A 24957-nucleotide genomic window follows, 5' to 3' on the forward strand; every position below is an offset into this window, starting at 1 on the left:
CGGTCAAGAGGAATCGTGCATGATCCTGGGCGCCGCCGCCGACAGCCCCGAGACCGGGCCGGCGGGCGGTCGACCCGTCAGGCGGTGAGCAGGCTGACCGAGACCACGTCGGGCGTGCACCCGCCCGCGACCGCGGTCACCGTGACCCGGTGCGGCCCGGGCCGCCACCCGCCGGGCATCGCGGCACCGAGCGGCACGTCGACCGTCCGCGCAGCCGGACCGCCGTCGGCCCCCGGCTCGGCCAGCACGTCGAGGTGCGCCAGAAGGACGCCGTCGACGTCGACCCGGGCGGCCGCGACCGTGCCCGTGCCCACCCGGTAGGTGACCCGCAGCACCGCCGCCGTCGCCTGCGGGTCACGCAGCTCGTACGAGAACGAACCGTGCGCGGTGCGCCAGTGCACGCCGTCCGCCGTGCCGGTCCAGGAGTCGTCGCCGACCAGGTCGTGCTCGACCTCGGGCTGCTGCTGGCCGCAACCGACATGGTCGACCGTGCGCGTAGCGAGCACCAGGGCCGCGTCGTCCGCGGCGTGCAGCGCGACACGGCGACGGGCCACCGCGGACGGGTCGGCGGCGGACGTCGGGAAGTAGAGCGTGTAGCGCGCGTCGTGCAGCGCGTGGAACGGCTCGAGCGTCACGGGCCGGTCGGCCACGCCGTCGAGCGTGAACCGCATCGGCTCGCCCGCTACCGGGGTCAGTGCGGCGGCCAGGTCCTCGTTGCTGTCCGCGGCCAGCACGGGTGCGTCCGCGAGCGGGTGCAGCGGCCCGGAGGCGATGTGCCCCATACGCGAGTCGTCGGCGTGCAGGCCGTCGAGGCCGTCCGCCCCACCACGCGTCGCGAGCACCACCGGGCCGAACCGCAGGGCCGCCCAGTCCGAGCCGTCGGGCAATCGGTCGACGAACGCCCGCGCCGACAGCCGGTAGGTGAGCTGGTCACCGTCCGACCAGGTGCGCGTCACCGCGACCGCGTGCGCCCCGACCGCGTGCGCCCCGACCGCGGCGTCGGTCACCGGCACGCCGCCCACCCGCAGGTCCAGGTCGGCGTCGGGTGCGAGCCAGCCCGGTCGACGCACGTGCACGGTGAACGTCTGCGGCGTCGCCAGGCGCACCGTCAGGGTGACGCCCGCGGGACCGGACACGTCCGGGTAGTCCGAGGTCAGCTCGACGACCGCGTCCCGCTGCGCCCACGCGACCCTGACCGGCACGGGCAGCTGCACGTGCAGGTCGCCGCCGTCGTGCGTGAGGGCCAGCTCGCCGAGCCGGGCGTAGTTCTCCAGGCCGGTGCCCACGCAGCACCAGAACCCCTGCTCGACCTGCGAGTACACCCGGTAGTGGCCCGGGCGCGCGGAGGTGAAGTAGACGAAGCCGCCGTCGGGGTGCTGCGCGGACAGCACGTGGTTGACCGTCGCGCGCTCGTAGTAGTCGATCAGCTCGGGGCGCGGGTCGGCCAGGAACAGGTGCCGCGTCAGCTCGAGCATGTTCGAGGTGTTGCAGCTCTCGGGCCCCTCACGGTGGGTCACCGCCCCCGAGAAGTCGTCGCGCGGATGGAAGTGCTCGGACACCGAGTCCCCGCCGAACGACAGGCTCCGGTGCTCGACGACCGCGTCCCAGAACGTGCGCGCGGCCGAGGCCCACGCCCGGTCGCCCGCGAGCTCGGCGACCCGCTGGTAGCCGACCACCTTCGCGATCTGCGTGTTGGCGTGCATACCTGTGAGCTCGTCGCGCCCGTCGAGTAGCGGGTCGAGCACGGCCCGGTCGGCGAACCGGCGGGCCATCACCAGGTGCTCCTCGCGGCCGGTCAGCGCGGCAAGGTCGGCGAACGCCTCGCACATGCCGCCGAACTCGGTGCGCAGCATCGCCTCGAACGCGACGTCGTCGAGCGGCGCGGACGTGGCCAGCCACCAGTCGGCGAGCCGGACGACCGACTCGAGCGCGGTCGCGGCCAGCGGGGCCGGGCAGCACCGGGCGGCGTCGATCAGCCCGGCGAACGTCTTGTGCAGGTTGTACCAGGGCACCCACGCGCCGTTGAGCCCGAACGAGTCGCCGCTGACCTGGCCCGCACCGATGCGCGCCCACAGCTCGACGCCGTGCGGGACACCGCCGACGTACCCGGTGCCGAGCGCGTCCTGGCAGGTGCGCAGGCCCTCGACCATCGCGGTCGCGAACGTCAGCGCACGCTCGTCGCCGGTCGCCGCCCACATCAGCGCGGCGGCCGACAGCGCGTGCCCGGCCGTGTGCCCGTCGAGCCCCTGGGACTCCCAGTTCGGGTACGACTCCGCGACGGCGGGCAGCCCTGCCTCGCGCCGGTACGGCGCCAGCAACCGGTCCGGCTCGAGCGCCAGCAGGTAGGCCAGGTCGGTGCGCTGGGCGTCGAGGAACGGACCGGCGAGCAGCCGGACGGCGGAGAGCGGGAACTGCTGCATCAGGGGCCTCAGGGGGTCGCGCGACGGTGCGTGTGAGCGTTCACATGGAGCAGGTCACCATCAAACCATGCACCGCTGCGAGGCCGGGAGGGCGCCCGGTGGCCCCGCCGCGGCCGGCGAACGGGGGAGCCCGCGTCACGCCTGCGGCGAACACGGGCAGTTGAGCGCACCCCCCGCAGTTAGCATCGAACAACGCCGCCTCGTCTGTGCACCCGGGACGTCCCCGGAGGCCGACGAGCACGCCGCTCGTGAGGAGTGCACATGTTCGAGAGATTCACGGACCGAGCCCGTCGCGTGGTCGTCCTCGCCCAGGAAGAGGCGCGGATGCTCAACCACAACTACATCGGCACCGAGCACATCCTCCTGGGTCTGATCCACGAGGGTGAGGGTGTCGCGGCCAAGGCGCTCGAGTCCCTCGGCATCTCGCTGGACGCCGTGCGCGCCCAGGTGCAGGAGATCATCGGCGAGGGCCAGCAGGCGCCGAGCGGGCACATCCCGTTCACGCCGCGCGCCAAGAAGGTCCTCGAGCTGTCCCTGCGCGAGGCGCTGCAGCTCGGCCACAACTACATCGGCACCGAGCACATCCTGCTCGGTCTCATCCGTGAGGGTGAGGGCGTCGCCGCCCAGGTGCTGAACAAGCTCGGCGCCGACCTGAACCGCGTCCGCCAGCAGGTCATCCAGCTGCTCTCGGGCTACCAGGGCAAGGAGCCCGTCGCCGCCGGCGGTCCGGCCGAGGGTCAGCCCTCCGGCTCCGCCGTGCTCGACCAGTTCGGGCGCAACCTCACGCAGGCTGCGCGCGACGGCAAGCTCGACCCGGTCATCGGGCGCGAGAAGGAGATCGAGCGGGTCATGCAGGTGCTGTCCCGCCGCACCAAGAACAACCCGGTCCTCATCGGCGAGCCCGGCGTCGGCAAGACCGCCGTCGTCGAGGGCCTCGCGCAGGACATCGTGCGCGGCGACGTGCCCGAGACGCTCAAGGACAAGCAGCTCTACACGCTCGACCTCGGCGCGCTCGTGGCCGGCTCCCGCTACCGCGGTGACTTCGAGGAGCGCCTGAAGAAGGTCCTCAAGGAGATCCGCACGCGCGGCGACATCATCCTGTTCATCGACGAGATCCACACGCTCGTCGGAGCCGGTGCCGCCGAGGGCGCGATCGACGCCGCCAGCATCCTCAAGCCGATGCTGGCCCGCGGCGAGCTGCAGACCATCGGTGCCACGACGCTCGACGAGTACCGCAAGTACGTCGAGAAGGACCCGGCCCTCGAGCGTCGCTTCCAGCCGATCCAGGTCGCCGAGCCGAACCTGCAGCACGCGATCGAGATCCTCAAGGGCCTGCGCGACCGCTACGAGGCGCACCACCGCGTGTCCATCACGGACGCCGCGCTCGTGGCCGCCGCGACGCTGGCCGACCGGTACGTCAACGACCGCTACCTGCCGGACAAGGCGATCGACCTGGTCGACGAGGCCGGTGCCCGCCTGCGCATCCGTCGCATGACGGCCCCGCCGGAGCTGCGCGAGCTCGACGAGCAGATCGCCGAGACGCGTCGCGACAAGGAGTCGGCGATCGACGAGCAGGACTTCGAGAAGGCCGCCCGCCTGCGCGACGCCGAGAAGCAGCTCGGCCTCAAGCGCCAGGAGAAGGAGAAGGCCTGGAAGTCCGGCGACCTCGACGCGGTCGCGGAGGTCGACGAGGAGCTCATCGCCGAGGTGCTGGCGAACGCCACGGGCATCCCGGTGTTCAAGCTCACCGAGGAGGAGTCCAGCCGGCTGCTCCACATGGAGGAGAACCTGCACAAGCGGGTCGTCGGCCAGAACGCGGCGATCAAGGCGCTCTCGCAGGCCATCCGGCGCACGCGTGCCGGCCTGAAGGACCCGAAGCGTCCCGGCGGCTCGTTCATCTTCGCCGGCCCCACGGGCGTCGGGAAGACCGAGCTGGCCAAGGCGCTCGCCGAGTTCCTCTTCGGGGACGAGGACGCGCTGATCCAGCTCGACATGTCGGAGTTCTCCGAGAAGCACACCGTCTCGCGGCTCTTCGGCTCGCCCCCCGGCTACGTCGGCTACGACGAGGGCGGTCAGCTCACCGAGAAGGTGCGCCGTCGTCCGTTCTCCGTCGTCCTGTTCGACGAGGTCGAGAAGGCGCACGCGGACATCTTCAACTCGCTGCTGCAGATCCTCGAGGACGGTCGCCTGACCGACTCGCAGGGCCGCGTGGTCGACTTCAAGAACACCGTCATCATCATGACCACGAACCTCGGCACGCGGGACATCGCCAAGGGCGTCATGACCGGCTTCCAGGCCGGCGGCGACCTGTCGACGTCGTACGAGCGCATGAAGTCCAAGGTCAACGACGAGCTCAAGCAGCACTTCCGGCCTGAGTTCCTCAACCGCGTCGACGACGTGGTCGTGTTCCCGCAGCTGTCGCAGCCGGAGATCTTCCAGATCGTCGACCTGATGATCGCCAAGCTCGACAAGCGCCTGCGCGACAAGGACATGGGCATCGAGGTCACCGAGGCGGCCAAGAAGCTGCTCTCGGAGAAGGGCTACGACCCGGTCCTGGGCGCCCGGCCGCTGCGCCGCGCGATCCAGCGGGACATCGAGGACGCGCTGTCCGAGAAGATCCTGTTCGGTGAGCTCAAGGCCGGTCAGACGGTCATCGTCGACGCCGTCGGCGAGGGCCTGCTGGGTGAGTTCGTGTTCCGCGGCGTGCCGCGGGGCGAGCGCCCGGCCGAGCCCGTCGTCGTCGGTGCGACCGTCGGCACCTCGGGCTCGGGTACGGACCTGCCTTCTGCTCCGCCCGCCGCCTCGCGCGGTGACGGCGGCACGGGGCTCGCTCCCGCCTGACGCACCCCGGCACGACCGACGACGCCCCCGGCCCCTCGTGGCGGATTCTCGGGGTCCTCGCAACACCTGGTGGCCTACGTGGTCGTCAGTAGATCACGCAGGCGCTCGGCTGGGGTGCCCCAGTCGAGCGTCTTGCGTGGTCGGGCGTTGAGCTGTTGAGCGACGTGCTCGAGGTCGGCCGGTGAGTGGACGGACAGGTCGGTGCCCTTGGGGAAGTACTGGCGCAGCAGACCGTTGGTGTTCTCGTTCGACCCGCGCTGCCAGGGCGAGTGCGGGTCGCAGAAGTAGACCGGGACCCCGGTCGCGATGCTGAACTGCTGGTGGGCGGCCATCTCACAGCCCTGGTCCCAGGTCAGCGACCCGCGCAGGTGCGCCGGCAGAGACCCGATCAGCGGGACCAGCACATCGCGGACCTCTTCGGCGGTGTGCCCGCCGGGCAGGTGCCCGAGCATCACGTAACGGGTCGAGCGCTCGACCAGGGTCACGATCGCCGAGCGCGACCCCGTCCCGACGATCAGGTCGCCCTCCCAGTGCCCGGGCACCGCCCGGTCGGCGACCTCGGCCGGCCGCTCGGAGATCATCACCATCTCATCGACGAACCGAGGCGTGCGCTGCTCGGGCGCCCGGTGGGGCTTGCGGCGGGTGCGCCCGGTGCGCAGCGCGTCGGCGACCTCCCGGCGCAAACCGCCGCGGGCCTGGACGTAGATCGCCTGGTAGATCGTCTCCACGCTCACCCGCATGCTCTCGTCGTCCGGGAACTCCCGGACCAGAGCGTGACAGATCTGCTCGGGAGACCACTGCTCGGCAAGCCTGCCCGCGACGTAGTCACGCAGGCGACCGTGCCGGGCGAGCTTGGCCTGCCGGGGCCGCGACCTGCCCGAGGCCCACGACCGGTGCGCGCGGTGCGGAAGGTAGATGCCGTCGACGGACCTGGCGCTGATCTCACGCATGATCGTGGACGCGGGCCGACCCAGTGCCCGCCCGATCGCGCGAAACGACTCACCTCGACGGCGCAGATCGGCGATCTGCTCACGCTCGACCAGGGTCAGGAACCGAGGGTGCAGCACGGCCTCCACGACGGCCATCGACGGCCCGATCGGCGGGGTGACCGCCGTGGTCTCACCGGTGCGGTAGTCCACCTTCCGGCCGTCGGGATAGATCCGGGTATGACCTCGCGAGAGCACGCCCCGATCCCAGTCCCGAGCAGTGCGCACGTGCACGCTGACACGCCGAGCGGCCTGCCGTCGGCTGACTCCCTGAGCGCGCAACCGTTCGTACTCCGCCCGACCAGGATGCCCACCCCGGCCGCCAGTGCCTGTCCCGCGGAGACCGGCCTTGCGCACCCACCCGAACGCCGTGTTCAGATTCACCCCGACCTCACGCGCAGCGGCCGAGACGTTCCCCTCCTCCACCGCGAGGGCCGCGAAGAACAACCCCTTCAACTCCAACGACGACACGATCCCCGCAACTCCCTGAAACTCAGGGTGTTGCGGGGATCGCTAGAACCCGCCCGTAAGAGGGACCGGGGGCGTCGTCGTGTGGGGCTCGTGAAGATCGAGGTCGGCCCCGTGACCCGCGCGTGACCGCTGTTACCCTTTCGAGACATTTCGGACATGCCGCCTCGTGCGGCCGGCCCTGATGTACGCGTGCGCCCGGCGCCTCACAGCCGGCGGACGTGGCACGGCCGCGGGCTCGCCCGTGGCTTCGCTCGGGGGGGCGAGAGGAACGATCATGCGCAGAATCATCCGAGGAGCGGCCCTGGCCGCGGGGGCGCTCGCCCTGCTCGCGGGGCCGGGGGTCGTCGCACCGGCGCAGGCCACCGGACCCGACGTGCTGCCGATCACGGTGGCCAACCAGACCGGTCTCGGCGACCAGGTCCACCTGTACGTGCTCGGCACCGACCTCGCCACCGGCAAGCTCGGCTGGGTCGATGCGGTCGGCGCGTTCCACGCCTGGCCCGCGGGCAGCAACCCGCCGTCACCCGCACCCGACGTCTCGATCAACGGCACCGCGACCGGCGGCAGCACCACCGTGAAGGTGCCGCGCGGGTTCTCCGGGCGCATCTACTTCTCGTTCGGGGAGACGCTGCCGTTCTCGCTCACGCCCGACGGGCTCGTGCAGCCCGCGCCGTGGGCGTCCGGCGACCCGACCTCCGACATCCTGTTCGACTGGAGCGAGCTCACCTACAACGACGCCGGGCTGTGGATCAACAGCTCGCAGGTCGACATGTTCGCCGTGCCGCACGCCGTGACGGTGACCGGCTCGGACGGGACGACGTCGACGACCGGGCAGATGGTCGCGGGCGGTCGTGAGCAGGTCGTGCAGACGCTGCAGGCCGACCCGGCGTGGGCGAAGACCGTCGTCACGCGGGACGACGGCACCGTGCTGCGCGTCCTCGCACCGGGCAAGGCGGCCAGCGCCGGCCTGCTCGACGCCGGCTACCTCGACCCGGCGATCGCCTCGGCGTGGTCCGCCTACTCCACGCGGTCGCTGACCGTCGCACCGTTCAGCAACCAGCCGTCCGTGACGTTCACCGGCCGCACGTCGGGCGGCGTGCTGCGGTTCACCGACACCTCGGGCGCCCAGGTCGCGACCTTCTCCCAGCCGTCCTCGGCGGATGTGTGGGGCTGCGACGGTGCGCTCGCGGCGCCGAACGACCAGGTCGTCGGTCCGATCGCACGGACGCTGTGCGCCGCCCTCAACCGCGGCACGCTCGGCACCAGCACCCTCGAGCCCGTGACCGACGGCACGCAGTTCTACCGGACCACCCCGGTCAACCTGTACGCCAAGGCCGTCCACGCCTCGATGGCCGACGGTCGTGCCTACGCGTTCGCGTTCGACGACGTCGGCGCGTTCGAGTCGCTCGTGCACGCCGGCGACCCGACCAGCGCGCGCATCGACCTCTCTCCGCTGACCGGCGCGACGAGCGGCGACGACACCGGAACGGGTGACGGCACCGGCTCGGGCACCGGCTCTGGCTCTGGCTCGGACTCGGGCTCGGACTCTGGCTCTGGCTCGGGGTCGGGCGACAGCTCGGGGGACACGTCCGGCACGGTCGCGATCGTCAGCGCGTGGAACGGCAAGTGCCTCGACGTGCCCGCGTGGAACTTCGGTGACGGCGTGCGCGTCCAGCTGTGGGACTGCGCCGGCAGCACCAACCAGCAGTGGCAGCTCGTCGACGGCACGGTCCGCACGCAGAACGGTCAGTGCCTCGACGTCGCGTGGGGAGCGGTCGGCGACGGTGCTCCCGTGCAGATCGCGACCTGCTCGGGCAGCCCGGCGCAGCAGTGGGTGCTCTCCGACGCCGGTGACCTGGTGAACCCCCAGGCCGGCCGGTGCCTCGACGTGACGGACTGGAACGCCGCCAACGGTGCACGGCTGCAGATCTGGACCTGCGCCGGCACGGCCAACCAGAAGTGGTCCGCCGCCTGACGTCCGACATCGCCGCCACACCTCGCGAGCCCGTCCTGCACCTCGCAGGGCGGGCTCGTGCGTGCGCGGGGACGCCGCTGCACCGGGTCCGGCTGGCGGTCAGTCCGCCTCGAGCACCGTCCACCAGCCGTCGGGGTCGGTCAGCGAGGACGCGCTGACCTCCTGCTCCCCGCCGCTGTCATGGTCGTCGGGTCGGCGGTGGCTCTGCAGGGCGGCCCCCGTCGGCACGTGCTCGAACCGGACGCGGGAGCCCGCCAGCCACGGACCGCCGCCGTCCACCACGACCCGCCAGTCGTCGTTGCGGTCCCGCTCGGCGAACGTGCTGACCTCCTGCTGGTGGGTCAGCGGCGAGGCGACGTTGCGGTGGCTGTGCAGGTGCCGGTCGGTCCCGCGCAGGCGGAGCCGGACGACGTCGCCGCTGGTCAGCGGGCCGGGCTCCTCGCTGCGGCCGCGGCGGTCGTGCCGGGGACGCAGGTCCCAGCGGGTGCCGTCGACCGCGTCGTCGGCGACGACCCGGTGCTGGCCCGAGGACCCGTGGTGGTCGTACCGGTCGTCGCAGCCGTGCAGCACCCGTCCCGTCCAGGCGTGCACGAGCACGACCGTGTCGGCCAACCGGATCGGCCGGTCGGGGTCGGCGGGGGAGCGGGTCAGCGCGGGCGGCTCACGGCGGACGTAGTCGTGCACGAAGAACCCGCGCCAGACGCGTCCGTTCGACGCGACCCAGCCGCGCGTGTCGTCGTGCCCGATGAGGGTGACCTCGCGTCTGGGCGTGTTGGGGTCGTGCACGAGGATCGTCGTGCGGCCGGCGACGGCGTCGTACTCGTAGCCGTAGGCGACCACCTGGTGGTTCTCGGCGACGGCGCGCAGGTCGCGGGCCACGATCAGGCCCAGGACGACGGGCACGCCGGAGCGCAGCAGGTTCGCCAGGCGGGGGAGCTCCTCCTGCTCGGTGCGGCGTGCGACGCCGGGCAGCACCCAGGTGGGGTCGTCGCCCTGCAGCGACCAGGTGAGGAACTTCAGGGCCGAGCCGACCAGGAACGAGCGGATCTGCCGTTCCTGGATCGCCTCGGCGAGCCAGTGCCCGTCGGGCGGGACGAGCGAGGGTGCCCACAGGGACGGGCCCCACGTCGGCGCGGGGATGCCCGCGTGGAAGTGGTCGAGAGCGAGGGCGGCCATGCCGCCGCACCGGCCGGCGGTCGTGAGCGCGCTGCCGCCGGGCAGCGTGACGACCGTGTTGACGAACGCGTTCGGGAAGGCGAAGCCGTGCACCGCGGGTTCGAACGCGACCCGGTGCCGTCCGGGTGCCAGCTGCAGGGGCATCGCGGTGTCCCTCCTCGGCCGTTCCTCAGCCATCCGTCGGACCGTCGCGAGCGCATCGGCCCGGCCGGTCGTCGGTGGGTGACGGCGTCCCCCACCGAGGTGTTCGTACACCCGCCGGCCGGGCCGGGCCACCGCAGAGCGGGCGAAACGGGAGGAGTCGGACGGGGCGACCGCGCGCGCCCCGGGGGCCGTGCAGAGCTCGGTCAGAGGGCCGAGGTCGCCCGGACCAGGCCGTACACGCGGTCGGCCGTGCCGCCGAGCACCGCCGCGCGGCCGTCGGAGCCGACCTCGTCGAGCGTGCCGACGAGGGCAGACCAGGCCGTCGCGTAGGAGTCCGCACCGAGCAGCGACGTCGGCCAGTCCGAGCCGAGCATGAGCCGGGACGGGCCGAACGCGGTCAGCGCCCGCTCGACCGCCGGGCGCAGGTGGGCGGCGTCCCACCCGGGCCCGGCGGCCTGCGGGAGGCCGGTCAGTTTCGCGACCACGTGCGGGGCTGCGGCGACGTCACCGATCAGCGAAGACCACCGTTCCCAGTCGCGGTGCTCGCCGGCACGCAGCGTGGCCAGCGGCGGCATCCCGAGGTGCCCCACGACGATCGTGAGGTCGGGGTGCCGGTCGGCCAGCTCGACGACCTGACGCAGCAGCTGCGGGGTGTGCGCGGGCACGTCGAACGTCAGCCCGCGCTCCGCGAGCAGCCGGAGCCCGTCGTGCACGTCGGGGCGCAGCAGCCACTGCGGGTCGGCCTCGTCCTGGACGCGGTGCGTCACACCGACGACGGGTTCGCGGCGCCAGGCGTCGAGCAGGGCGGCCGCGTCGGGCGTGGAGGTGAGCGGCACCCAGGCGACGACCCCGGCGACGCGTGGCGACGACAACGCCTGGAGCAGCAGCAGCTCGCAGTCGGCCCGGTTGTCCGCCGACTGCACGAGCACCACCCGGTGCACGCCCTGCTGGTCGAGGTCCGGGGTGACGTCCGGCAGGAGGAATGGGCGGGCGAGCGGCGTGTGCTGGCCGGCCAGCCACGGGTAGTGGACGGCGTCGGGCTTCCACACGTGCAGGTGGGCGTCCACGACGGTGTCGGACATGGCGTGACGGTATGCAGCACCGACCGCGCCGCACAACGGGCACTGAGGTGATCCTCATCGAACCCTCATCCGGCACTCAGGCGAGCGCGGCGACCGCCTCCGACGTGCCGTCCCCGGGGTGCTGCTCGGCCGGCACGTCGTCCGGCTCGGGCGGGGTGCGCAGCGCGCTGAACACGGCCCACGTCACGCCGATCACGGGCACCGCGACGATCGCGCCGAGGATCCCCGCGACGACCGTCCCCGCGCTGACCCCGACGCCCACGACGATCGGGTGCAGCGAGACGTGCTTGCCGAGGATCAGCGGCTGCAGCACGTGCCCCTCGACCTGCCCGACCAGCGCGATCGCCACCCCGACGGCCACCGCGTTCCAGAACCCGTTCGCCGCCAGCGCGACGAGCATCGCGACGACCATCGCGCCCGGTGCACCGATGAGCGGCACGAACGCGCCGATGAAGACGAGCACGCCGAGCGGTGCGGCCAACGGCACCCCGAGCAGCACGAGGACCGCGAACCCCAGCCCGCCGACGGCCACCGCGGCGAGGACCGAGCCGCGCGTGTACCCGCCGAACGTCGACCAGGCGATCTCACCGGCCGTCCGCCAGGCCGGGCGAGAACCACGCGGCAGCTGGCCGACGAACCATGCCCACATGCGCTCGCCGCCGGTGAGGAAGCACACGGCGCAGAACACCCCGAGCGCGACCACCATGCCCGCCGTGACCGCGGTGCCCACGACGCCGAGAGCGTGCCCGGCGATGGTCGGCCCGTGCGTGCCGACCAGGTCGAGCACGGTCGAGCTGAGCGCTTCGACGTCGTGCTCGTCGACGTCGACCGGCAGGCCGAGCCCGGCGCCGATCGCGGAGAGGCGCACGATCCCCGTCTCGAGCCGTTCGAGCAGGAGGTACCAGGACCCCGCCAGGCCGACCGTGGTGATCACCACGAGCACGCCCACCGCGGCGACGAGCGAGAGCAGCGAGAGCACCGTGGCCGCGGCGGCCGGCACGTGGCGGCGGTAGAAGGTCGCGAGCGGGCGCAGCACGGCGGTCAGCACGAGACCGAGGAAGAGCGCGACGAGCACGAGCTGGACCTGCACGCCGATCCACACGGCGACGGCGAGCGCGCCCGCACCCAGCAGGAGGCGTGCGGACCAGGCGCCGAGGGCCACGGCCCAACGAGGGAGCTGCGGGTTCACGACCGCAGGATGGCACCCCTCGACCTCGTCCGCGCGCGCAGGACGGCACCCCTGGATAGTCTGCCCGCGTAGGTGAAACCCCACGTCAGACCGTCGTCCCGGAGGGGCGGCGCTCCCCGGAAGAGGCGAGCATGACGGCAGAGGCAGTGGAGCGTCCCTCACGGATCGATCGCATGCTCGGCGGGATCGAACGCGCGGGCAACAAGGTCCCGCACCCGGTGATGATCTTCCTGGCCCTGATCGCCCTCATCCTCGTGCTCTCGCACGTGTTCTACCTGGCCGGTTCCGAGGTCAGCTACGAGCAGGCGGTCGTGACGACCGACGTCGGGAGCGAGGCCTCGCTCGGGGAGGACATCGTCGAGGGCGACGAGCCGGTCACCGAGACCGTGACCGTCGCTGCGAAGTCCCTGCTCACGGCGGACGGGCTGCGGTTCATCTTCACCTCGCCCGTGGCCAACTTCAACAACTTCGGCGTCGTCGGCGTGATCGTCGTGGCGATGATCGGTGTCGGCTTCGCGGAGGCCACCGGCCTGATCGGTGCGTTCATCAAACGGCTCGTGAAGGTGACCCCGCGCCGGTTCATCACGTTCAGCGTGGTGCTCCTCGGCGTGCTGTCGTCGATCGCCACCGACGCCGGGTACCTGGTGCTGATCCCGCTGGCCGCGGCGGTGTTCTACTCGCTCGGGCGGCACCCGCTGGCCGGTCTGGCCGCGGCGTTCGCGGGCGTGGGCGGCGGGTTCGGCGTGAACCTGCTCATCACGCCGGCCGACGGCATGCTCACGGAGATCACCAACGAGTCGATCCCGAACCCGGCGGACCACGTCGCCATCACGGGCAACATCTACTTCGGCATCGTCTCGACGATCCTCATCGCGGTGCTGGCCACGTGGGTCACGGAGAAGATCGTCGAGCCGCGGCTGGGTCGCTACGACGCGCAGGCCGAGGCGCCCGACCCGAGCGTGCTCGGCGACGGCAGCGCCAGCGAGCACGAGCTGACGGCACCGGAGAAGCGCGGGCTGCGGTTCGCCGGCTGGGGGCTGCTCGGGGTGACGGCCGTCGTCCTGGCGCTGTCCCTGCCCCCGAACGCGGTCCTGCGCAACCCCGAGACGGGCTCGCTGCTCGAGGGGTCGCCGCTGATGAGCAGCATCATCTTCCTCATCCTCGTGTACTTCTTCGTGATGGGGCTCTGCTACGGCAAGGGCGCCGGCACGGTGAAGGGCTCGATGGACGTCATCGACCCGATGACCAAGACCATCGCCGGGCTGGCCGGGCTGATCTTCCTGCTGCTCGTGATCAGCCAGTTCATCGCCTACTTCAACTACTCGAACCTCGGCACGATCGCCGCGGTCAACATGGCCGACGTGCTCGAGGCGGCCGGGCTGCACCCGGTGTGGCTGCTGCTCGGCTTCGTGCTCATGACGGCGGTGATCGACATCTTCATCGGCGGCGTCGTGCCGAAGTGGGCGATCTTCGCGCCGATCTTCGTGCCGCTGTTCATCCAGCTGGGCCTGGCGCCCGAGCTGGCGCTCGCGGCCTACCGCGTGGGCGACTCGCCGATCAACATCGTGACGCCGCTCATGCCGTACTTCGCGCTCATCGTGATCTTCGCGGAGAAATACCACCGCAAGACGGGTGTGGGCTCGATCATCTCGCTGATGCTCCCGTACACGGTCGTGCTGATGGTCGCGTGGACCGCGCTGCTGATCGTCTGGTACCTGATCGGTCTGCCGCTCGGCCCGGGGGCGCCGGTCACGCTCGGTTGACCGGTCGAGGTGGGACCTGCGACTGCGTGAGGCCCGTCGGTGACGGCCTAAGGTCGAGGTTCCCGCTCATACGACCGCTGAGGATCCATGCCCAAGATCGTCGACCACGCGGCGCGTCGCCGGGAGATCACGCAGGCGGCCGCGGACCTCATCGCCGAGGGCGGGCCGTCGGCGTTCACGATGCGGGCCCTCTCGGCGCGCTGCGGCGTGGCCAACGGGGCGCTCGAGCGGTACTTCCCGACCAAGGGCGACATCCTCGTCTCCTGCTACGACCTGGCGTACAGCCGTCTGCGCGCCCATACGTATGAGCAGATGATCGGGGTCGAACCCGGCCTGGCGTCGCTGCGCGTGCTGGTGCGTGCGCTGCTCCCGGTCTCGACGGAGATCGGCGACGTCGCCCGGGTCATGCTGGCGTTCTGGAGCGAGCTGTCGTCCGTCCCCGAGGTCGCCGCGCGCGTGTTCGCCGACTCGGCCTCGATGCGCGACCGGTTCGTCGCCGAGCTGCGGGTCGCGGTCGAACGCGGCGAGATCGACTGCTCGGACCGGCTCGATGCCGTCGGGTACGCGCTGCACGTGTTCGTCGTCGGCTCGTACCACGTGGCCCAGGGGCCCGAGGGCGCCGAGGACCCCGGCCTGCAGCTCGCCGCGCTCGACCTCGTCCTCGGCGCCACCTGACCGTTCGCGCCCCTGGCGCCCCTGGCGTCGCTCGCGCCCCCGCGGGCGGTCAGGCCGGTGCGCCCTCCGGCGACCAGGTCCGGGCGACCTCCGCGAGGAGCCGGGCTCCGAAGCCCGTCGCACCCTTCGTGCGCCACGCGTCGTCCGTGTCCGACTTCATCGGGCCGGCGATGTCCAGGTGGGCCCACGGCGTCGCGCCCACCCACTCCGCCAGGAACAGCGCCGCGGTGATCGCCCCGGCGAACTCCCCGCCCAGGTTCTTGATGTCGGCGACGTCCGAGTCGAGCTGCGAGCGGTAGCGACGGTCCAACGGCAGGCGCCACACGGTCTCGTCGGTCAGCTCGGCGGCCTCCTCGACGAGCGAGGCGAGCGCGTCGTCGTTGCCGATCAGCCCGGCGTTGCGCGTGCCGAGCGCCGCGAGGCACGCTCCGGTCAGCGTCGCGATGTCGACGATCGCGTCGACGCCGTCCTCGAGGGCCAGGGCGATCGCGTCGACCATCACCAGGCGCCCCTCGGCGTCGGTGTTCATCACCTCGATCGTGCGGCCCGCACGGCTGGTCAGCACGTCACCGAGCTTCGTCGCCGAGCCCGACGGCATGTTGTCGGTGCAGGCCAGGTACGCCGAGACGCTCACCGGCACGTCCAGCTCGGCCAGCACCGTCATCGCGGCGAGCACCGAACCGGCGCCGGCCATGTCCATCTTCATCGCCGCGTGCATCGCGTTCGACGGCTTGAGGGAGATGCCGCCCGAGTCGTACGTGATGCCCTTGCCGACCAGCCCCAGGTGCCCGGCCGGCGTGCCCGCGGGCGTGTAGGTGAGGCGCACCATGCGCGGCTCGACGACCGAGCCCGCGTTGACGCCGAGCAGGCCGCCGCAGCCCAGCGCGACCAGCGCCGCCTTGTCGTGCACCTGCACCTCGAGGCCCGCGGCCTCACCGAGGCGCACCGCGACGTCGGCGAACGCCGGCGCCGTCAGGTACCCGGGCGGGGTGTTCGCCAGATCGCGCGAGACGGCCGTCGCCCGCGCCAGCACCTGCCCCGTGCGTGCCCCCGCACGCGCCTGCTCGAGCCGGGCCTCGTCCGCGCCGTCGAGCACGAGGACCAGCTCCTCGACCGGGACGGTCGTCGCCGCGGTGCGCAGCTCGTCGAAGCGGTAACGACCCAGCAGGACGCCCTCGACGACGGCCTGCGCCGCCTGCGCCACGTCCACGCCCGAGGCGTCGGCGAGCGTGGTGACCACGACGTCGTCCCGGGCGACGGACCTGGCGAACGCCGCCGCCGCATCGCGCAGCACGGCCGGCGTCACGTCCGCAGCAGGCCCCGTGCCCACCGCGACCACCGGCCGCGCACCGGGCACGGCGAACGTCTGGCCCGCCTTGCCGGCGAAGCCCCAGCGCTCCAGCTCCCCGCGGTTCAGCCCGACCGAGACGGGCACGTCACCGTCCGGGGCGACCCCGACGCCGACCGTCGCGCCGTCGGGTGCTGCGGCGACCACCGTGATCTGCACGGCGCGGATCGCGGTGTCGGAGGGGACGAGGTCGAGCTCGGCGGGATCGGTGGACATCGGTGCTCCTGGGTCTGTCGGCGGGTCTGTGGGCGGGACGTGCTTCTCGGATCGTGCGCTCAGTCGAACGGCCACACCAGCGGGACGACGAGGAGGGCGACCGCGAGCCAGGCGACCATCGTGGCCAGGCCGAGCTTCCAGTAGTCGCCGAACCGGTACCCGCCGGGGCCCATCACGAGCATGTTCGCCGGGGTGGCGATCGGGGTGAGGAACGAGGCGGCACCCGCCACCGCGACGAGCATGAGCACCGGCGCGAGCGCGACGCCCGTCTCGGCCGCCGCCGCCACCGCGATCGGCGTGACGATGAGGACGGTCGCGGTGTTGCTCACCACCTGACCGAGCGTGGCCGTGAGCACGAACAACGCGGCGAGCAACGCGTACCCGCCGCCGTCGCCGACGAGCCGGATCATGGCGTCGGCGACCACCTCCGCGGCGCCGCTCGTCTGGATCGCCACCGACAGCGGGATGAGTCCGCCGACGAGCACGACGGTCTGCCAGGACACCGCCCGGTACGCCTCCTGCGGGTTCACGACGCCCGTGAGCACCATGAGGACCGCACCCACCAGACCCGCCACGGCCGGGGTCGTCAGGCCACCCGCCAGCAGCACGATCGTCACGACCAGCACCGCGAGCGCCCGCGGCGCCTTCGGGCCGAGCGCCACGGTCTGCCGGCGCACCAGCGCGGGGGAGTCGACCAGCAGGACCTCCTGGTCGTGCGCGAGCGCCTCCACGGCCGGCCACGTGCCGTGCACGAGCAGCATGTCGCCCTCGGCGAGGGTCGTCGGCCGGGCACCACGGTCCTTGCCGAGACGGTTGATGCCGAGCACCGTGACGTCGTCGCGCACGATGCCGGGGAAGAACGTGCGGCCGATCGCCTCCGAGCGCGGCGGGACGACGAGCTCGGCGACGCCGACCTCCTTGTTCAGCAGCTCCGTGCGGGTCGCGCGGGTCAGCGGGGTGCGCACCACCGTCATGCCGTGATCGGCGGCCGCGGCGCTCACCGACTCGACGGCACCCGTCACCACCAGGACGTCGCCGGCCGCCAGCGGTTGCTCGAGCGGTGCGGGCTCGCCGTCCGCTCGCTGCAGACCGATCGCATGCACGTCGTCCGGGCCAGCGAGCGCCGACCAGCGCCGCCCGACGGCCTTGCCCGCGGCGTCGACGCGCAACCGGAAGAACCCGTGGTCGAGCTGGTAGTGGTCGACGAGCGCGTCGACGTGCCCGCTGAAGTCCGACGGCAACGACGACGGGGTCCGGCGCGGCAGCAGGAACCGCCCGCCACCGACCGCGACCAGGACCGTCACCGCGACGAGCGGGACCCCGACGATCGCGAACTCGAAGAACCCGAAGGGCTCGCCCGTCGAGGCCTTGAGCGTGTCCGACACGATCACGTTGACCGTGGAGCCGGACAGGGCGAGCAGGGCGCCACCGCTCGCGGCGAAGGCCAGCGGCATGAGCATCTGCGACGTGCTCTCCTTCGCCTGCCGCGCGGCGAGGACCGCGACGGGCAGGAGTGCGGCGGCCGCACCGTTCGGTGTGACGACCGCGGCCATCACGGCGCCGAGCGCCATGAGCGCCACCAGCAGCCGGGTGCGGGCCGTCCCGGCCTTCGCGGTGAGAACCTGCCCGGCCCAGGCCGTGATGCCCGACTGCTCCAGGCCCTCGCTCACGACGAACAGCGTCGCGATGAAGATGACGATCGGGTCGCCGAACCCCGACAGTGCGGTGTCCAGGTCGACCGCACCGGTCAGCCACAGGGCCAGCGCGGTGAGGATCGCGACGACGCCCACGGGCAGGCGGTTCCAGGCGAACAGCACGATGGCCCCGCCCAGCACGACGAAGCTCGCGACCATCGGGTCCACGCCCACCTCCGTCTGTCGACGCGCGTCGACGAAGCCGTGTCGGGCCTACCCTCGCACCTCGTCGCGTTCGGCGCGCCCCGACGCCTGCGCCTCCTGGCGTGGCGCCCGGCCGGGCGTCGGTGCAGGTCCGGCGCGTGCCGATCCGGTGGGGTTGGTACGCCGAAGGCCGACGCCCGAGGGGAGGGGCGTCGGCCTTCGGTGGTGCGGGGCGTCGGTCAGGCGCGCGCGGCGGTGCCCTCGAACGCGGTCCACGACTCGGGCGCCAGGGTGACGACCGTGCTGCCGTCCGCCTCGACCCGCACCGCGGGGGCGTCGATCACGCGGACGTGCTTCTCGGCGATCTTCGCCGCGTGCTCCGGTCCGGCGACGGCCGGCTCGTTGTCGGCGGTCACCTCGAGGCCGGCGGTGAGCACGATGCTGGCTCCGAGGTGCGAGATCGTCACGTCGACCGGCTCGGCCGTGCGGTTGGTGAGGAACAGGGCCAGCGACCCGTCGGTCTCGTCCCACGTGGCGGCGGCGGTGACGGTCGGCACGTCGCCGTGACGCTTGGTCGTGAAGACCGGGGCGTCGACGCGCAGGTCGAGCGCGGTGCCGCGCGCGGTGCGGGCGGCCTGGGCGAACGGGAAGAACGTCGGCTGCTTCCAGGCCTCGCCGCCCGGCTCGGTCATGATCGGCGCGATCACGTTGACGAGCTGCGCGAGGCACGCGACCGGCACGCGGTCGGCGTGGTTGAGCAGCGTGTTCATCAGGTCGCCGACGACGACCGCGTCGAGGCCCGAGTAGACGTCCTCGATGATGCGCGGGGCGTCCTTCTGCAGCGGCAGGTTCGCCTCGCCCGGGAACCGCGACTCCAGGTACCAGACGTTCCACTCGTCGAACGAGATGGTGATCGCCTTGTCCGAGCGCTTGCGTGCCCCGACCGCGTCGGCCGAGGAGACGACGCGGCGGATGAACCGGTCCATCGCCGTCGCGGAACCGAGGAACGAGGCGCGGTCGCCGTTGAGCTCCTCGTAGTACGCGTGCATGGAGATGTGGTCGACGATGTCGTAGGTGTACGACAGGACCGTCTGCTCCCACTCGCCGAACGTGTCCATGTACATCGACGAGGAGCCGCAGGCCACGAGCTCGATGCTCGGGTCGACCAGCTTCATGGCCTTCCCGGCCTCGGCGGCGAGCTTGCCGTACTCGTGGGCGTCCTTGTGGCCGATCTGCCACGGTCCGTCCATCTCGTTGCCCAGGCACCACAGCGTCACGCCGTAGGGCTTCTCGCGGCCGTTCGCGATGCGCAGGTCGGCCCACTTGCTGCCGGCCTCGCCGTTGACGTACTCGACGAGCGCGGCGGCCGCCGCGACACCGCGGGTGCCGAGGTTCACGGCCATCATCGGCTCGATGCCCTCGCGCTCGGCCCACTGCAGGAACTCGTCGGTGCCGATCGTGTTGGGCTCGATCGTGCGCCAGGCGAGGTCGATGAACGGCTTGCGGTCCTCGACGGGGCCGACGCCGTCCTCCCAGTTGTAGTTGGAGACGAAGTTGCCGCCCGGGTAGCGGACCATGCTCACGCCGAGCTCGTGCGTGAGGTCGGCGACGTCGCGACGGAAGCCGTGCTCGTCGGCCGTGGTGTGGTCCGGCTCGTAGATGCCGGTGTAGACCGCGCGGCCGAGGTGCTCGACGAACGAGCCGAACAGGCGGCGGTCGACAGCCCCGACACGGAAGTCGGGGTGGAGCAGGACGGTGGCGCGCTGAGTCATCGGGACACTCCTGGAGCGGGGCGGACATCGGTGTGCCGCCGCGGTTTGCACAACGTTGTAGACGGTACTGTACCGCCGCCCCGAGGGGCATCCCCGAAGCCGCCTGCAGCGCGTCGGGCGCCCGACCGGCGGGCCCTCAGCGCCCGGCGGCATACCCCTGACGGCCGCGCGGGTTGGCCGCCGCGACCAGCAGCCCGTCGTCGCGCACCCCGGCCGCGCTCAGGCGACCCAGCGCCCACGGCCCCGCGTCCTCCACCGCGTGCCCACGCTCGCGCAGACCCGCCAGCACCGCCTCGCCCAGCCGGGACTCCGCGACGAGACCGCGCGGGGTGTGCGTGCGCGGGTCGAACGAGCCCGGCACGTGCGCGCTGTGCCACGCCGGCGCGTCGATCGCCGCCTGCAGGTCCAGCCCGCCCAGCAGGTGCCGCAGCAGGAACGGGACCGTCCACTGGTCCTGCTGGTCACCGCCCGGCGTGCCGAACGCGAACCCGGCCCTCCCGGACGAGCCCGTGATCGGCCCGTCGACGCGCAGCGCCAGCGCCGGGCTCAGCGTCGTCCGCGGTCGCCGACCGGGGACCAACGAGCTCGGCAGGCCCGCCTCCAGCCAGAACATCTGCGCCCGTGTCGGCAGCGACAGCCCCAGCCCGGGCACCACCGGGCTCGACTGCAGCCACCCACCCGACGGCGTCGCCGACACCCGGTTGCCCCACCGGTCGACCACGTCCACGTGGCACGTGTCGCCCGGCGACAGGCCCAGCCGGGACACCGTCGGCTCGCCCAGCCCGACCGACCCGCGGGCGGACGACGCCCCCGTACCCGCCCGTTCGGCTCGCTCCCGCGCCTCCAGCAGCGCCTGCGCGTACCGGGGGGTGCGTCCGTCGGGCGAACCCGGTCGCAGCCCGCCCGCGGCCGTCGGCCCGACGAGCGCCGCCCGCTGCGTCGCGTACGCGGGGGACAGGAGCGTGGTCAGCGGGACGTCGGGCACGTCGCCGTACCAGGCGTCCCGGTCGGCGAACGCCAGGTCGGCCACCTCGACCACCGTGTGCACCAGCTCGACCAGCGCGTCGACCGAGGGCCGCGACCCCGTCGGGGTGCGGACGGCCGCGCGGACGAGCTCGTCGACCCCCAGCGCGTCGAGCACCGTCAGCTGCTGCAGCAGCACCGGCCCCTGACCCCACGCGGCCGTCTTGTGGATCTCGTGCCCGGCGAACGGCGCGGCCACCGTCGGCTCCTCGGTCGCCCGCCACGCCGCCAGGTCCGCACCGCGCAGGAACCCGGTGTGCGGCGTGCCCGAGGAGTCCATCAGCGGCGTCGAGCCGACGAACGCGTCGACCGCCTCGGCCACGAATCCCTCGTAGAACGCATGCCCCGCCGCCTCGATGCCGGCCTCGCGCGCCGGGCCTGCCGCCTCCGCGGCCGCCAGCAGCCGGGCGAACGTGGTCGCCAGGTCCGCGTTCGTGAACCGGGCGCCGGCCTCGGGCACCTGCCCGTGCGGCAGGTAGACGGCGGCCGACGTCGGCCAGTGCTCCGTGAACAGCTCCTCGACCGCCGCGATCGTCCGGGTCGCGGCGCCCACCAGCGGGAACCCGTCCCGCGCGTACCCGATCGCCGGTCCCAGCACGTCGGCCAGCGGCAGCGTCCCGTACCGGGCCAGCAGGTCCAGCCACGCGCCGAACGCCCCGGGCACCACGGCCGCCAGGTGCCCCGTCCCCGGCACGACGGTCAGCCCCAGGTCCGTGTACCGCTCGATCGTCGCTTCCGCAGGCGCGACGCCCTGCCCGCAGACGACGAACGGCCGGTCCTGCGCGGCCTCGTACCCGAGGATCGGTGCGTCCCCGCCCAGGCCGTTCAGGTGCGGCTCGACGACCGTCAGCGTGAAGCCCGCTGCGACGGCCGCGTCGAACGCGTTCCCGCCCGCCTCCAGGACGCGCATCCCGGCCGCGCTGGCCAACCAGTGCGTCGAGGCCACCATGCCGAACGTGCCGGACAGCTCCGGCCGGGTGACGACCACGCTCAGTCGCCGGACGGGAGCCGGCCGGGTCCGTCCTCGCCGAGCCCGTCGAGTCCGTCGAGCCGGGGTGCGGCCGACGTGCGCGCGGTCGGCACGGCGGTCGGCGCGGCGGTGGGAACGGTGGTCGCGTCCGCGGCGTCGGCCAGCGCATGCCGCACCGCGAGCCGGATCACCCAGTACAGGACCAGCAGGGCGAACAGCGGGACGAGCAGGTAGGTGAACAGGACCAGGGCGGTGACGCTCATACCTCGCGACGCTAGCGGCGGGGTGCGCCCGCCGCACCGGTTTCGCCGATCGTCCCGTCAGCCTCGCCGTCAGCCTCGCCGGCAGACCCCGCCGTCAGACTCCGCCGTCAGACCCCGCCGACGAACCCCAGCTGGCGCCACGCCTCGTACGTCGCGACCGCCGCCGCGTTCGACAGGTTCATCGAGCGACGGCCCGGCAGCATCGGGATCCGCACCTGCCCCGTGACCCGCGGGTGGGCCAGCACCTCGTCCGGGAGCCCCGTCGGCTCCGGGCCGAACAGCAGCACGTCGCCGTCCACCCAGTCGACCCCGGTGTGCCAGGCGTCCGCCTGCGTCGTGAAGGCCCACACCCGGGCATCGGGGACGGTCGCGAGGAACGCGTCGAACGACGCGTGCCTGCTCACGTGCGCGAGGTCGTGGTAGTCGAGGCCCGCCCGCCGCAGCTTCGCCTCGGACATGTCGAACCCGAGCGGCTCCACCAGGTGCAGCGTCGCTCCCGTGCCCGAGACCATGCGGATCGCGTTGCCGGTGTTGCCCGGGATCCGGGGCTCGAAGAAGACGACGTGCAGCACACCTGATGATCGCACCCGCGGGTCGGGGCACCTGCTCACGGACCGGCCGTGCGTGCGGTCGGCCGTGCATGCGGCCGGACGGGCGGTCACGGGTCGCCCGGGCGGGGCGCCGCGCGGTCGGCGGGTCGGGGCGCGACACTGGGCGCGTGGGTCACACCGTCCTCCAGCTGCCCGTCCGGGCGCTCGAACCGCTGGTGCGTCGGCACCTGCTCGACGAGACGCCGTCGCTCACCGCGCCCGACCCCGCCACCGTCTGCGCCCACATCACCCTGCTCGGACCGTTCGTGCACCATCGTGACGTCGACGCCGAGCTGCTCGCCGCCCTGAGCCGGCTGCTGGCCTCGGCGGCCTCCTTCGAGTTCGAGCTGACCGGGATCCGCTCGTTCCCCTCCGGTCCGGTCTACCTCGCGCCCGACCCGGCCGAACCGCTGCGGCACCTGACCGAACGGCTCACCGAGGCGTTCCCGGCCTGGCTCCCGTACGGCGGCGCGTTCGACGAGGTCGTCCCGCACCTGTCGATCGGCCACGACCTCACCCCGGGCGAACGCGCCGAGCTCGAGCTGCGGCTGCCCATCCCGGTCCGCGCGGAGGTCGTCGACCTCACCTGGTGGTCCCCGACCTCGGTGCGGACCCTCGTCCGGTTCCCGCTCGGCCCCGAGCTGCTCGCCGGCTGACCCCTGACCCCGGAGCCAGGGCCGCGCTGCGGCCGGTTCGCCCGGGTGCACTCAGCCGCAGCCGGGTGCGGTGGGGTCGGCGTCGCAGTCGTCGGCGACGAGGTCGGCCTGTCGTTCGACGACGTCGAAGGTGCGGCTGCTGGCCGTGGTCGTGGCGGTGCCCAGCACGTCCTGCCAGTCGGTGTCGCCCTGGACGCGGTAACGGCCGGCCCAGGTGGTGGTGAGGGTCATCGCGTGGGTGCCGGGCTGGGTGTAGGTGTGGGTGAGGTACCCGTCCAGGTCGTCGCCGCTGCTGGTGCGGTAGGCGGTGCCGGGGTCGGTCGTGCTCAGGGTGGGGGTCCCGTCGTCGAAGTCCCAGGTGAACGTGGTGGCGGTGACGGTGACGTCGAAGGTGAATCCGAGCAGGGTGGTGGTGAAGGCCTGGTCGGTCGCGTCGGTGTAGACGATGTTGGGGTGGTTGACCAGCAGGGCGCCGTCGCCGGGCTGCAGGCCGGCGGTGCCGGAGACGATGAGCAGGTTGCGCAGGTCCTGGGCGGTGAAGGCGGGGACGGTGACCTCGGGGCAGGTCCAGTCGCCGATGCGTTCCCAGGTGCTGTCGTCGGTGGATCCGGTGGGGCGTCGGTAGAGGGGTGCGTAGGGGGTGGCGTCGTTCTCGCACGCGATCGGTGTGCCCATGCAGGTGGTCAGCGTCTGGTCGTCGGGGACGATCCAGGTCTCCATCCCGCAGTGGGCGATGCGGGCGTACTCCCAGGGCGACGCGGCCGGGTTCGCTGCCGCCGCCAGCTCGTCGCGGCGCACCTGACCGTTCTGCATGGTGACGACGTCGTCATGCGCGTATCCGCGTGCGGAGTACGCGCCGCTGTCGTCGGATGCGAACCCGGTGGTCGCGTCGAGCATCAGCAACACCGCGCCGAGCAGGATGGCGAAGACGAGGCGCATGGGGTCACGCATCGGTGTCGTCGGCGGGAACGACATCGACACCACGAACGAGCCAACGGTCGTCTTCGCGGATGACGATCATCGTCACTGCGTCGACCTCGCCCGTCGGGTCTGACTCGGAGACGAAGCGCATCGTGTAGGTCAGCGAGTAGGAGCTGCCCGGCTGCAGCTCGACGCCGTCAAGTGGTTCGATCTCGACGCTCGCATCGTCGAAACCCCCCTCGGGCGGGTGCTCGGCGTCGTCTGCCACGTCGGCGCAGAAGAGGCAGTCCGGATGGCTCAGCGTGCGCCACGTCGTCGTATCCCCGGTCGAGTGCACGTACGGGAAGAGCTCGAGGAAGTACTGCCCGACCGCGAGTGCCCCGTCGAGGCTGACCTGGTCCATCGCGTCGGTCCACCGGGGTGCCTCGGCGACGACGGTCGGTGTGGGGCTTGCGGACGGGGAAGACCCGGCCGTGCTGGTGACCTCGGTCGTCGGGTCGGGTGCGGATGACCCGCCGGTGCACCCGCCCAGCAGCCCGGCCGTCACCGCTGCGACCGTCAGGAGGGCGGGCAGGCGCGACCGGGTGGGTGCCGTCATGCCGGCGAACCTACCGAAACCGCCCACCAGGCGGCACGGA

The 24957-nt window shown here is 72.7% G+C and carries 18 protein-coding genes; 5 read left to right on the forward strand and 13 right to left on the reverse strand.

Features of this window, described 5'->3' with window-relative positions:
- Positions 1-77: 77 nt before the first annotated feature.
- A complete protein-coding gene (locus BKA22_RS10155) occupies positions 78-2420 on the reverse strand; it encodes a beta-L-arabinofuranosidase domain-containing protein (protein WP_146954549.1) in 2343 nt (780 codons plus the stop codon).
- Positions 2421-2681: 261 nt separating this feature from the next.
- Here BKA22_RS10155 and BKA22_RS10160 point away from each other — a divergent pair, with 261 nt between their 5' ends.
- Positions 2682-5261 (forward strand): ATP-dependent Clp protease ATP-binding subunit, encoded by a 2580-nt coding sequence (locus BKA22_RS10160; protein WP_146954550.1) that lies wholly within the window; start codon positions 2682-2684, stop codon positions 5259-5261.
- Between the two features lie 74 nt (positions 5262-5335).
- On the opposite strand, the gene BKA22_RS10165 is transcribed toward BKA22_RS10160, so the two are convergent.
- On the reverse strand, positions 5336-6529 hold the full coding sequence (locus tag BKA22_RS10165) for an IS30 family transposase (protein ID WP_146954894.1): 1194 nt from the start codon (positions 6527-6529) through the stop codon (positions 5336-5338).
- 463 nt (positions 6530-6992) lie between these two features.
- Here BKA22_RS10165 and BKA22_RS10170 point away from each other — a divergent pair, with 463 nt between their 5' ends.
- A complete protein-coding gene (locus BKA22_RS10170) occupies positions 6993-8693 on the forward strand; it encodes a beta-1,3-glucanase family protein (RefSeq protein ID WP_146953722.1) in 1701 nt (566 codons plus the stop codon).
- 99 nt (positions 8694-8792) lie between these two features.
- On the opposite strand, the gene BKA22_RS10175 is transcribed toward BKA22_RS10170, so the two are convergent.
- From BKA22_RS10175 to BKA22_RS10185, 3 genes are all read right to left on the reverse strand, one after another.
- Positions 8793-10013, reverse strand: coding sequence for a dolichyl-phosphate-mannose--protein mannosyltransferase (locus BKA22_RS10175; protein ID WP_146953721.1), 1221 nt, complete (start codon positions 10011-10013; stop codon positions 8793-8795).
- Between the two features lie 203 nt (positions 10014-10216).
- Positions 10217-11095, reverse strand: a complete 879-nt coding sequence (locus tag BKA22_RS10180) for an amidohydrolase family protein (RefSeq protein WP_146953720.1) — start codon at positions 11093-11095, stop codon at positions 10217-10219.
- Positions 11096-11171: 76 nt separating this feature from the next.
- Positions 11172-12284, reverse strand: a complete 1113-nt coding sequence (locus BKA22_RS10185; RefSeq protein WP_179561736.1) for an AI-2E family transporter — start codon at positions 12282-12284, stop codon at positions 11172-11174.
- A 131-nt stretch (positions 12285-12415) separates the two neighbouring features.
- On the opposite strand from BKA22_RS10185, the gene BKA22_RS10190 reads away from it, so the two are divergent.
- Positions 12416-14047, forward strand: a complete 1632-nt coding sequence (locus tag BKA22_RS10190; protein WP_146953718.1) for an AbgT family transporter — start codon at positions 12416-12418, stop codon at positions 14045-14047.
- An 87-nt stretch (positions 14048-14134) separates the two neighbouring features.
- Positions 14135-14722, forward strand: a complete 588-nt coding sequence (locus BKA22_RS10195) for a TetR/AcrR family transcriptional regulator (RefSeq protein WP_146953717.1) — start codon at positions 14135-14137, stop codon at positions 14720-14722.
- Positions 14723-14771: 49 nt separating this feature from the next.
- Here the strand turns inward: BKA22_RS10195 and BKA22_RS10200 are convergent, their stop codons facing one another.
- From BKA22_RS10200 to BKA22_RS10225, 6 genes are all read right to left on the reverse strand, one after another.
- Positions 14772-16286 (reverse strand): leucyl aminopeptidase, encoded by a 1515-nt coding sequence (locus BKA22_RS10200; protein ID WP_146953716.1) that lies wholly within the window; start codon positions 16284-16286, stop codon positions 14772-14774.
- 59 nt (positions 16287-16345) lie between these two features.
- Positions 16346-18139 (reverse strand): SLC13 family permease, encoded by a 1794-nt coding sequence (locus tag BKA22_RS10205; RefSeq protein WP_146953723.1) that lies wholly within the window; start codon positions 18137-18139, stop codon positions 16346-16348.
- Between the two features lie 224 nt (positions 18140-18363).
- The gene (gene arfA / locus BKA22_RS10210; protein ID WP_146953715.1) at positions 18364-19896 is read right to left on the reverse strand and encodes an arabinosylfuranosidase ArfA; all 1533 of its coding nucleotides are present in this window, start codon (positions 19894-19896) and stop codon (positions 18364-18366) included.
- Between the two features lie 136 nt (positions 19897-20032).
- Positions 20033-21868, reverse strand: coding sequence for a gamma-glutamyltransferase family protein (locus BKA22_RS10215; RefSeq protein WP_179561893.1), 1836 nt, complete (start codon positions 21866-21868; stop codon positions 20033-20035).
- A 41-nt stretch (positions 21869-21909) separates the two neighbouring features.
- Complete coding sequence (locus BKA22_RS10220) at positions 21910-22152, reverse strand: hypothetical protein (RefSeq protein WP_146953713.1); 243 nt, start codon at positions 22150-22152, stop codon at positions 21910-21912.
- A gap of 107 nt (positions 22153-22259) precedes the next feature.
- A complete protein-coding gene (locus tag BKA22_RS10225; RefSeq protein WP_146953677.1) occupies positions 22260-22724 on the reverse strand; it encodes a tRNA (cytidine(34)-2'-O)-methyltransferase in 465 nt (154 codons plus the stop codon).
- Positions 22725-22870: 146 nt separating this feature from the next.
- On the opposite strand from BKA22_RS10225, the gene BKA22_RS10230 reads away from it, so the two are divergent.
- Complete coding sequence (locus tag BKA22_RS10230; RefSeq protein WP_146953676.1) at positions 22871-23398, forward strand: 2'-5' RNA ligase family protein; 528 nt, start codon at positions 22871-22873, stop codon at positions 23396-23398.
- Positions 23399-23449: 51 nt separating this feature from the next.
- Here the strand turns inward: BKA22_RS10230 and BKA22_RS10235 are convergent, their stop codons facing one another.
- A complete protein-coding gene (locus BKA22_RS10235) occupies positions 23450-24349 on the reverse strand; it encodes a PKD domain-containing protein (protein ID WP_146953674.1) in 900 nt (299 codons plus the stop codon).
- Positions 24342-24917 (reverse strand): DUF6318 family protein, encoded by a 576-nt coding sequence (locus BKA22_RS10240; protein ID WP_146953672.1) that lies wholly within the window; start codon positions 24915-24917, stop codon positions 24342-24344. The genes BKA22_RS10235 and BKA22_RS10240 overlap by 8 nt, the downstream gene beginning before the upstream one ends.
- Positions 24918-24957 lie beyond the last annotated feature (40 nt).

The organism is Cellulomonas soli, assembly GCF_013409305.1.
In the GTDB taxonomy this organism is placed as follows: Bacteria; Actinomycetota; Actinomycetes; order Actinomycetales; family Cellulomonadaceae; genus Cellulomonas; species Cellulomonas soli.

Excerpts from the sequence above, each read along its gene's own strand:
- BKA22_RS10235 (WP_146953674.1), bottom strand. The coding sequence starts at position 24,349 with ATGCGTGACCCCATGCGCCTCGTCTTCGCCATCCTGCTCGGCGCGGTG.
- BKA22_RS10220 (WP_146953713.1), bottom strand. The coding sequence starts at position 22,152 with ATGAGCGTCACCGCCCTGGTCCTGTTCACCTACCTGCTCGTCCCGCTG.
- BKA22_RS10190 (WP_146953718.1), top strand. The coding sequence starts at position 12,416 with ATGACGGCAGAGGCAGTGGAGCGTCCCTCACGGATCGATCGCATGCTC.
- BKA22_RS10195 (WP_146953717.1), top strand. The coding sequence starts at position 14,135 with ATGCCCAAGATCGTCGACCACGCGGCGCGTCGCCGGGAGATCACGCAG.
- BKA22_RS10175 (WP_146953721.1), bottom strand. The coding sequence starts at position 10,013 with ATGCCCCTGCAGCTGGCACCCGGACGGCACCGGGTCGCGTTCGAACCC.
- BKA22_RS10215 (WP_179561893.1), bottom strand. The coding sequence starts at position 21,868 with ATGGTGGCCTCGACGCACTGGTTGGCCAGCGCGGCCGGGATGCGCGTC.
- BKA22_RS10240 (WP_146953672.1), bottom strand. The coding sequence starts at position 24,917 with ATGACGGCACCCACCCGGTCGCGCCTGCCCGCCCTCCTGACGGTCGCA.
- BKA22_RS10155 (WP_146954549.1), bottom strand. The coding sequence starts at position 2,420 with ATGCAGCAGTTCCCGCTCTCCGCCGTCCGGCTGCTCGCCGGTCCGTTC.
- BKA22_RS10170 (WP_146953722.1), top strand. The coding sequence starts at position 6,993 with ATGCGCAGAATCATCCGAGGAGCGGCCCTGGCCGCGGGGGCGCTCGCC.
- arfA (WP_146953715.1), bottom strand. The coding sequence starts at position 19,896 with ATGACTCAGCGCGCCACCGTCCTGCTCCACCCCGACTTCCGTGTCGGG.
- BKA22_RS10205 (WP_146953723.1), bottom strand. The coding sequence starts at position 18,139 with ATGGTCGCGAGCTTCGTCGTGCTGGGCGGGGCCATCGTGCTGTTCGCC.
- BKA22_RS10160 (WP_146954550.1), top strand. The coding sequence starts at position 2,682 with ATGTTCGAGAGATTCACGGACCGAGCCCGTCGCGTGGTCGTCCTCGCC.
- BKA22_RS10180 (WP_146953720.1), bottom strand. The coding sequence starts at position 11,095 with ATGTCCGACACCGTCGTGGACGCCCACCTGCACGTGTGGAAGCCCGAC.
- BKA22_RS10200 (WP_146953716.1), bottom strand. The coding sequence starts at position 16,286 with ATGTCCACCGATCCCGCCGAGCTCGACCTCGTCCCCTCCGACACCGCG.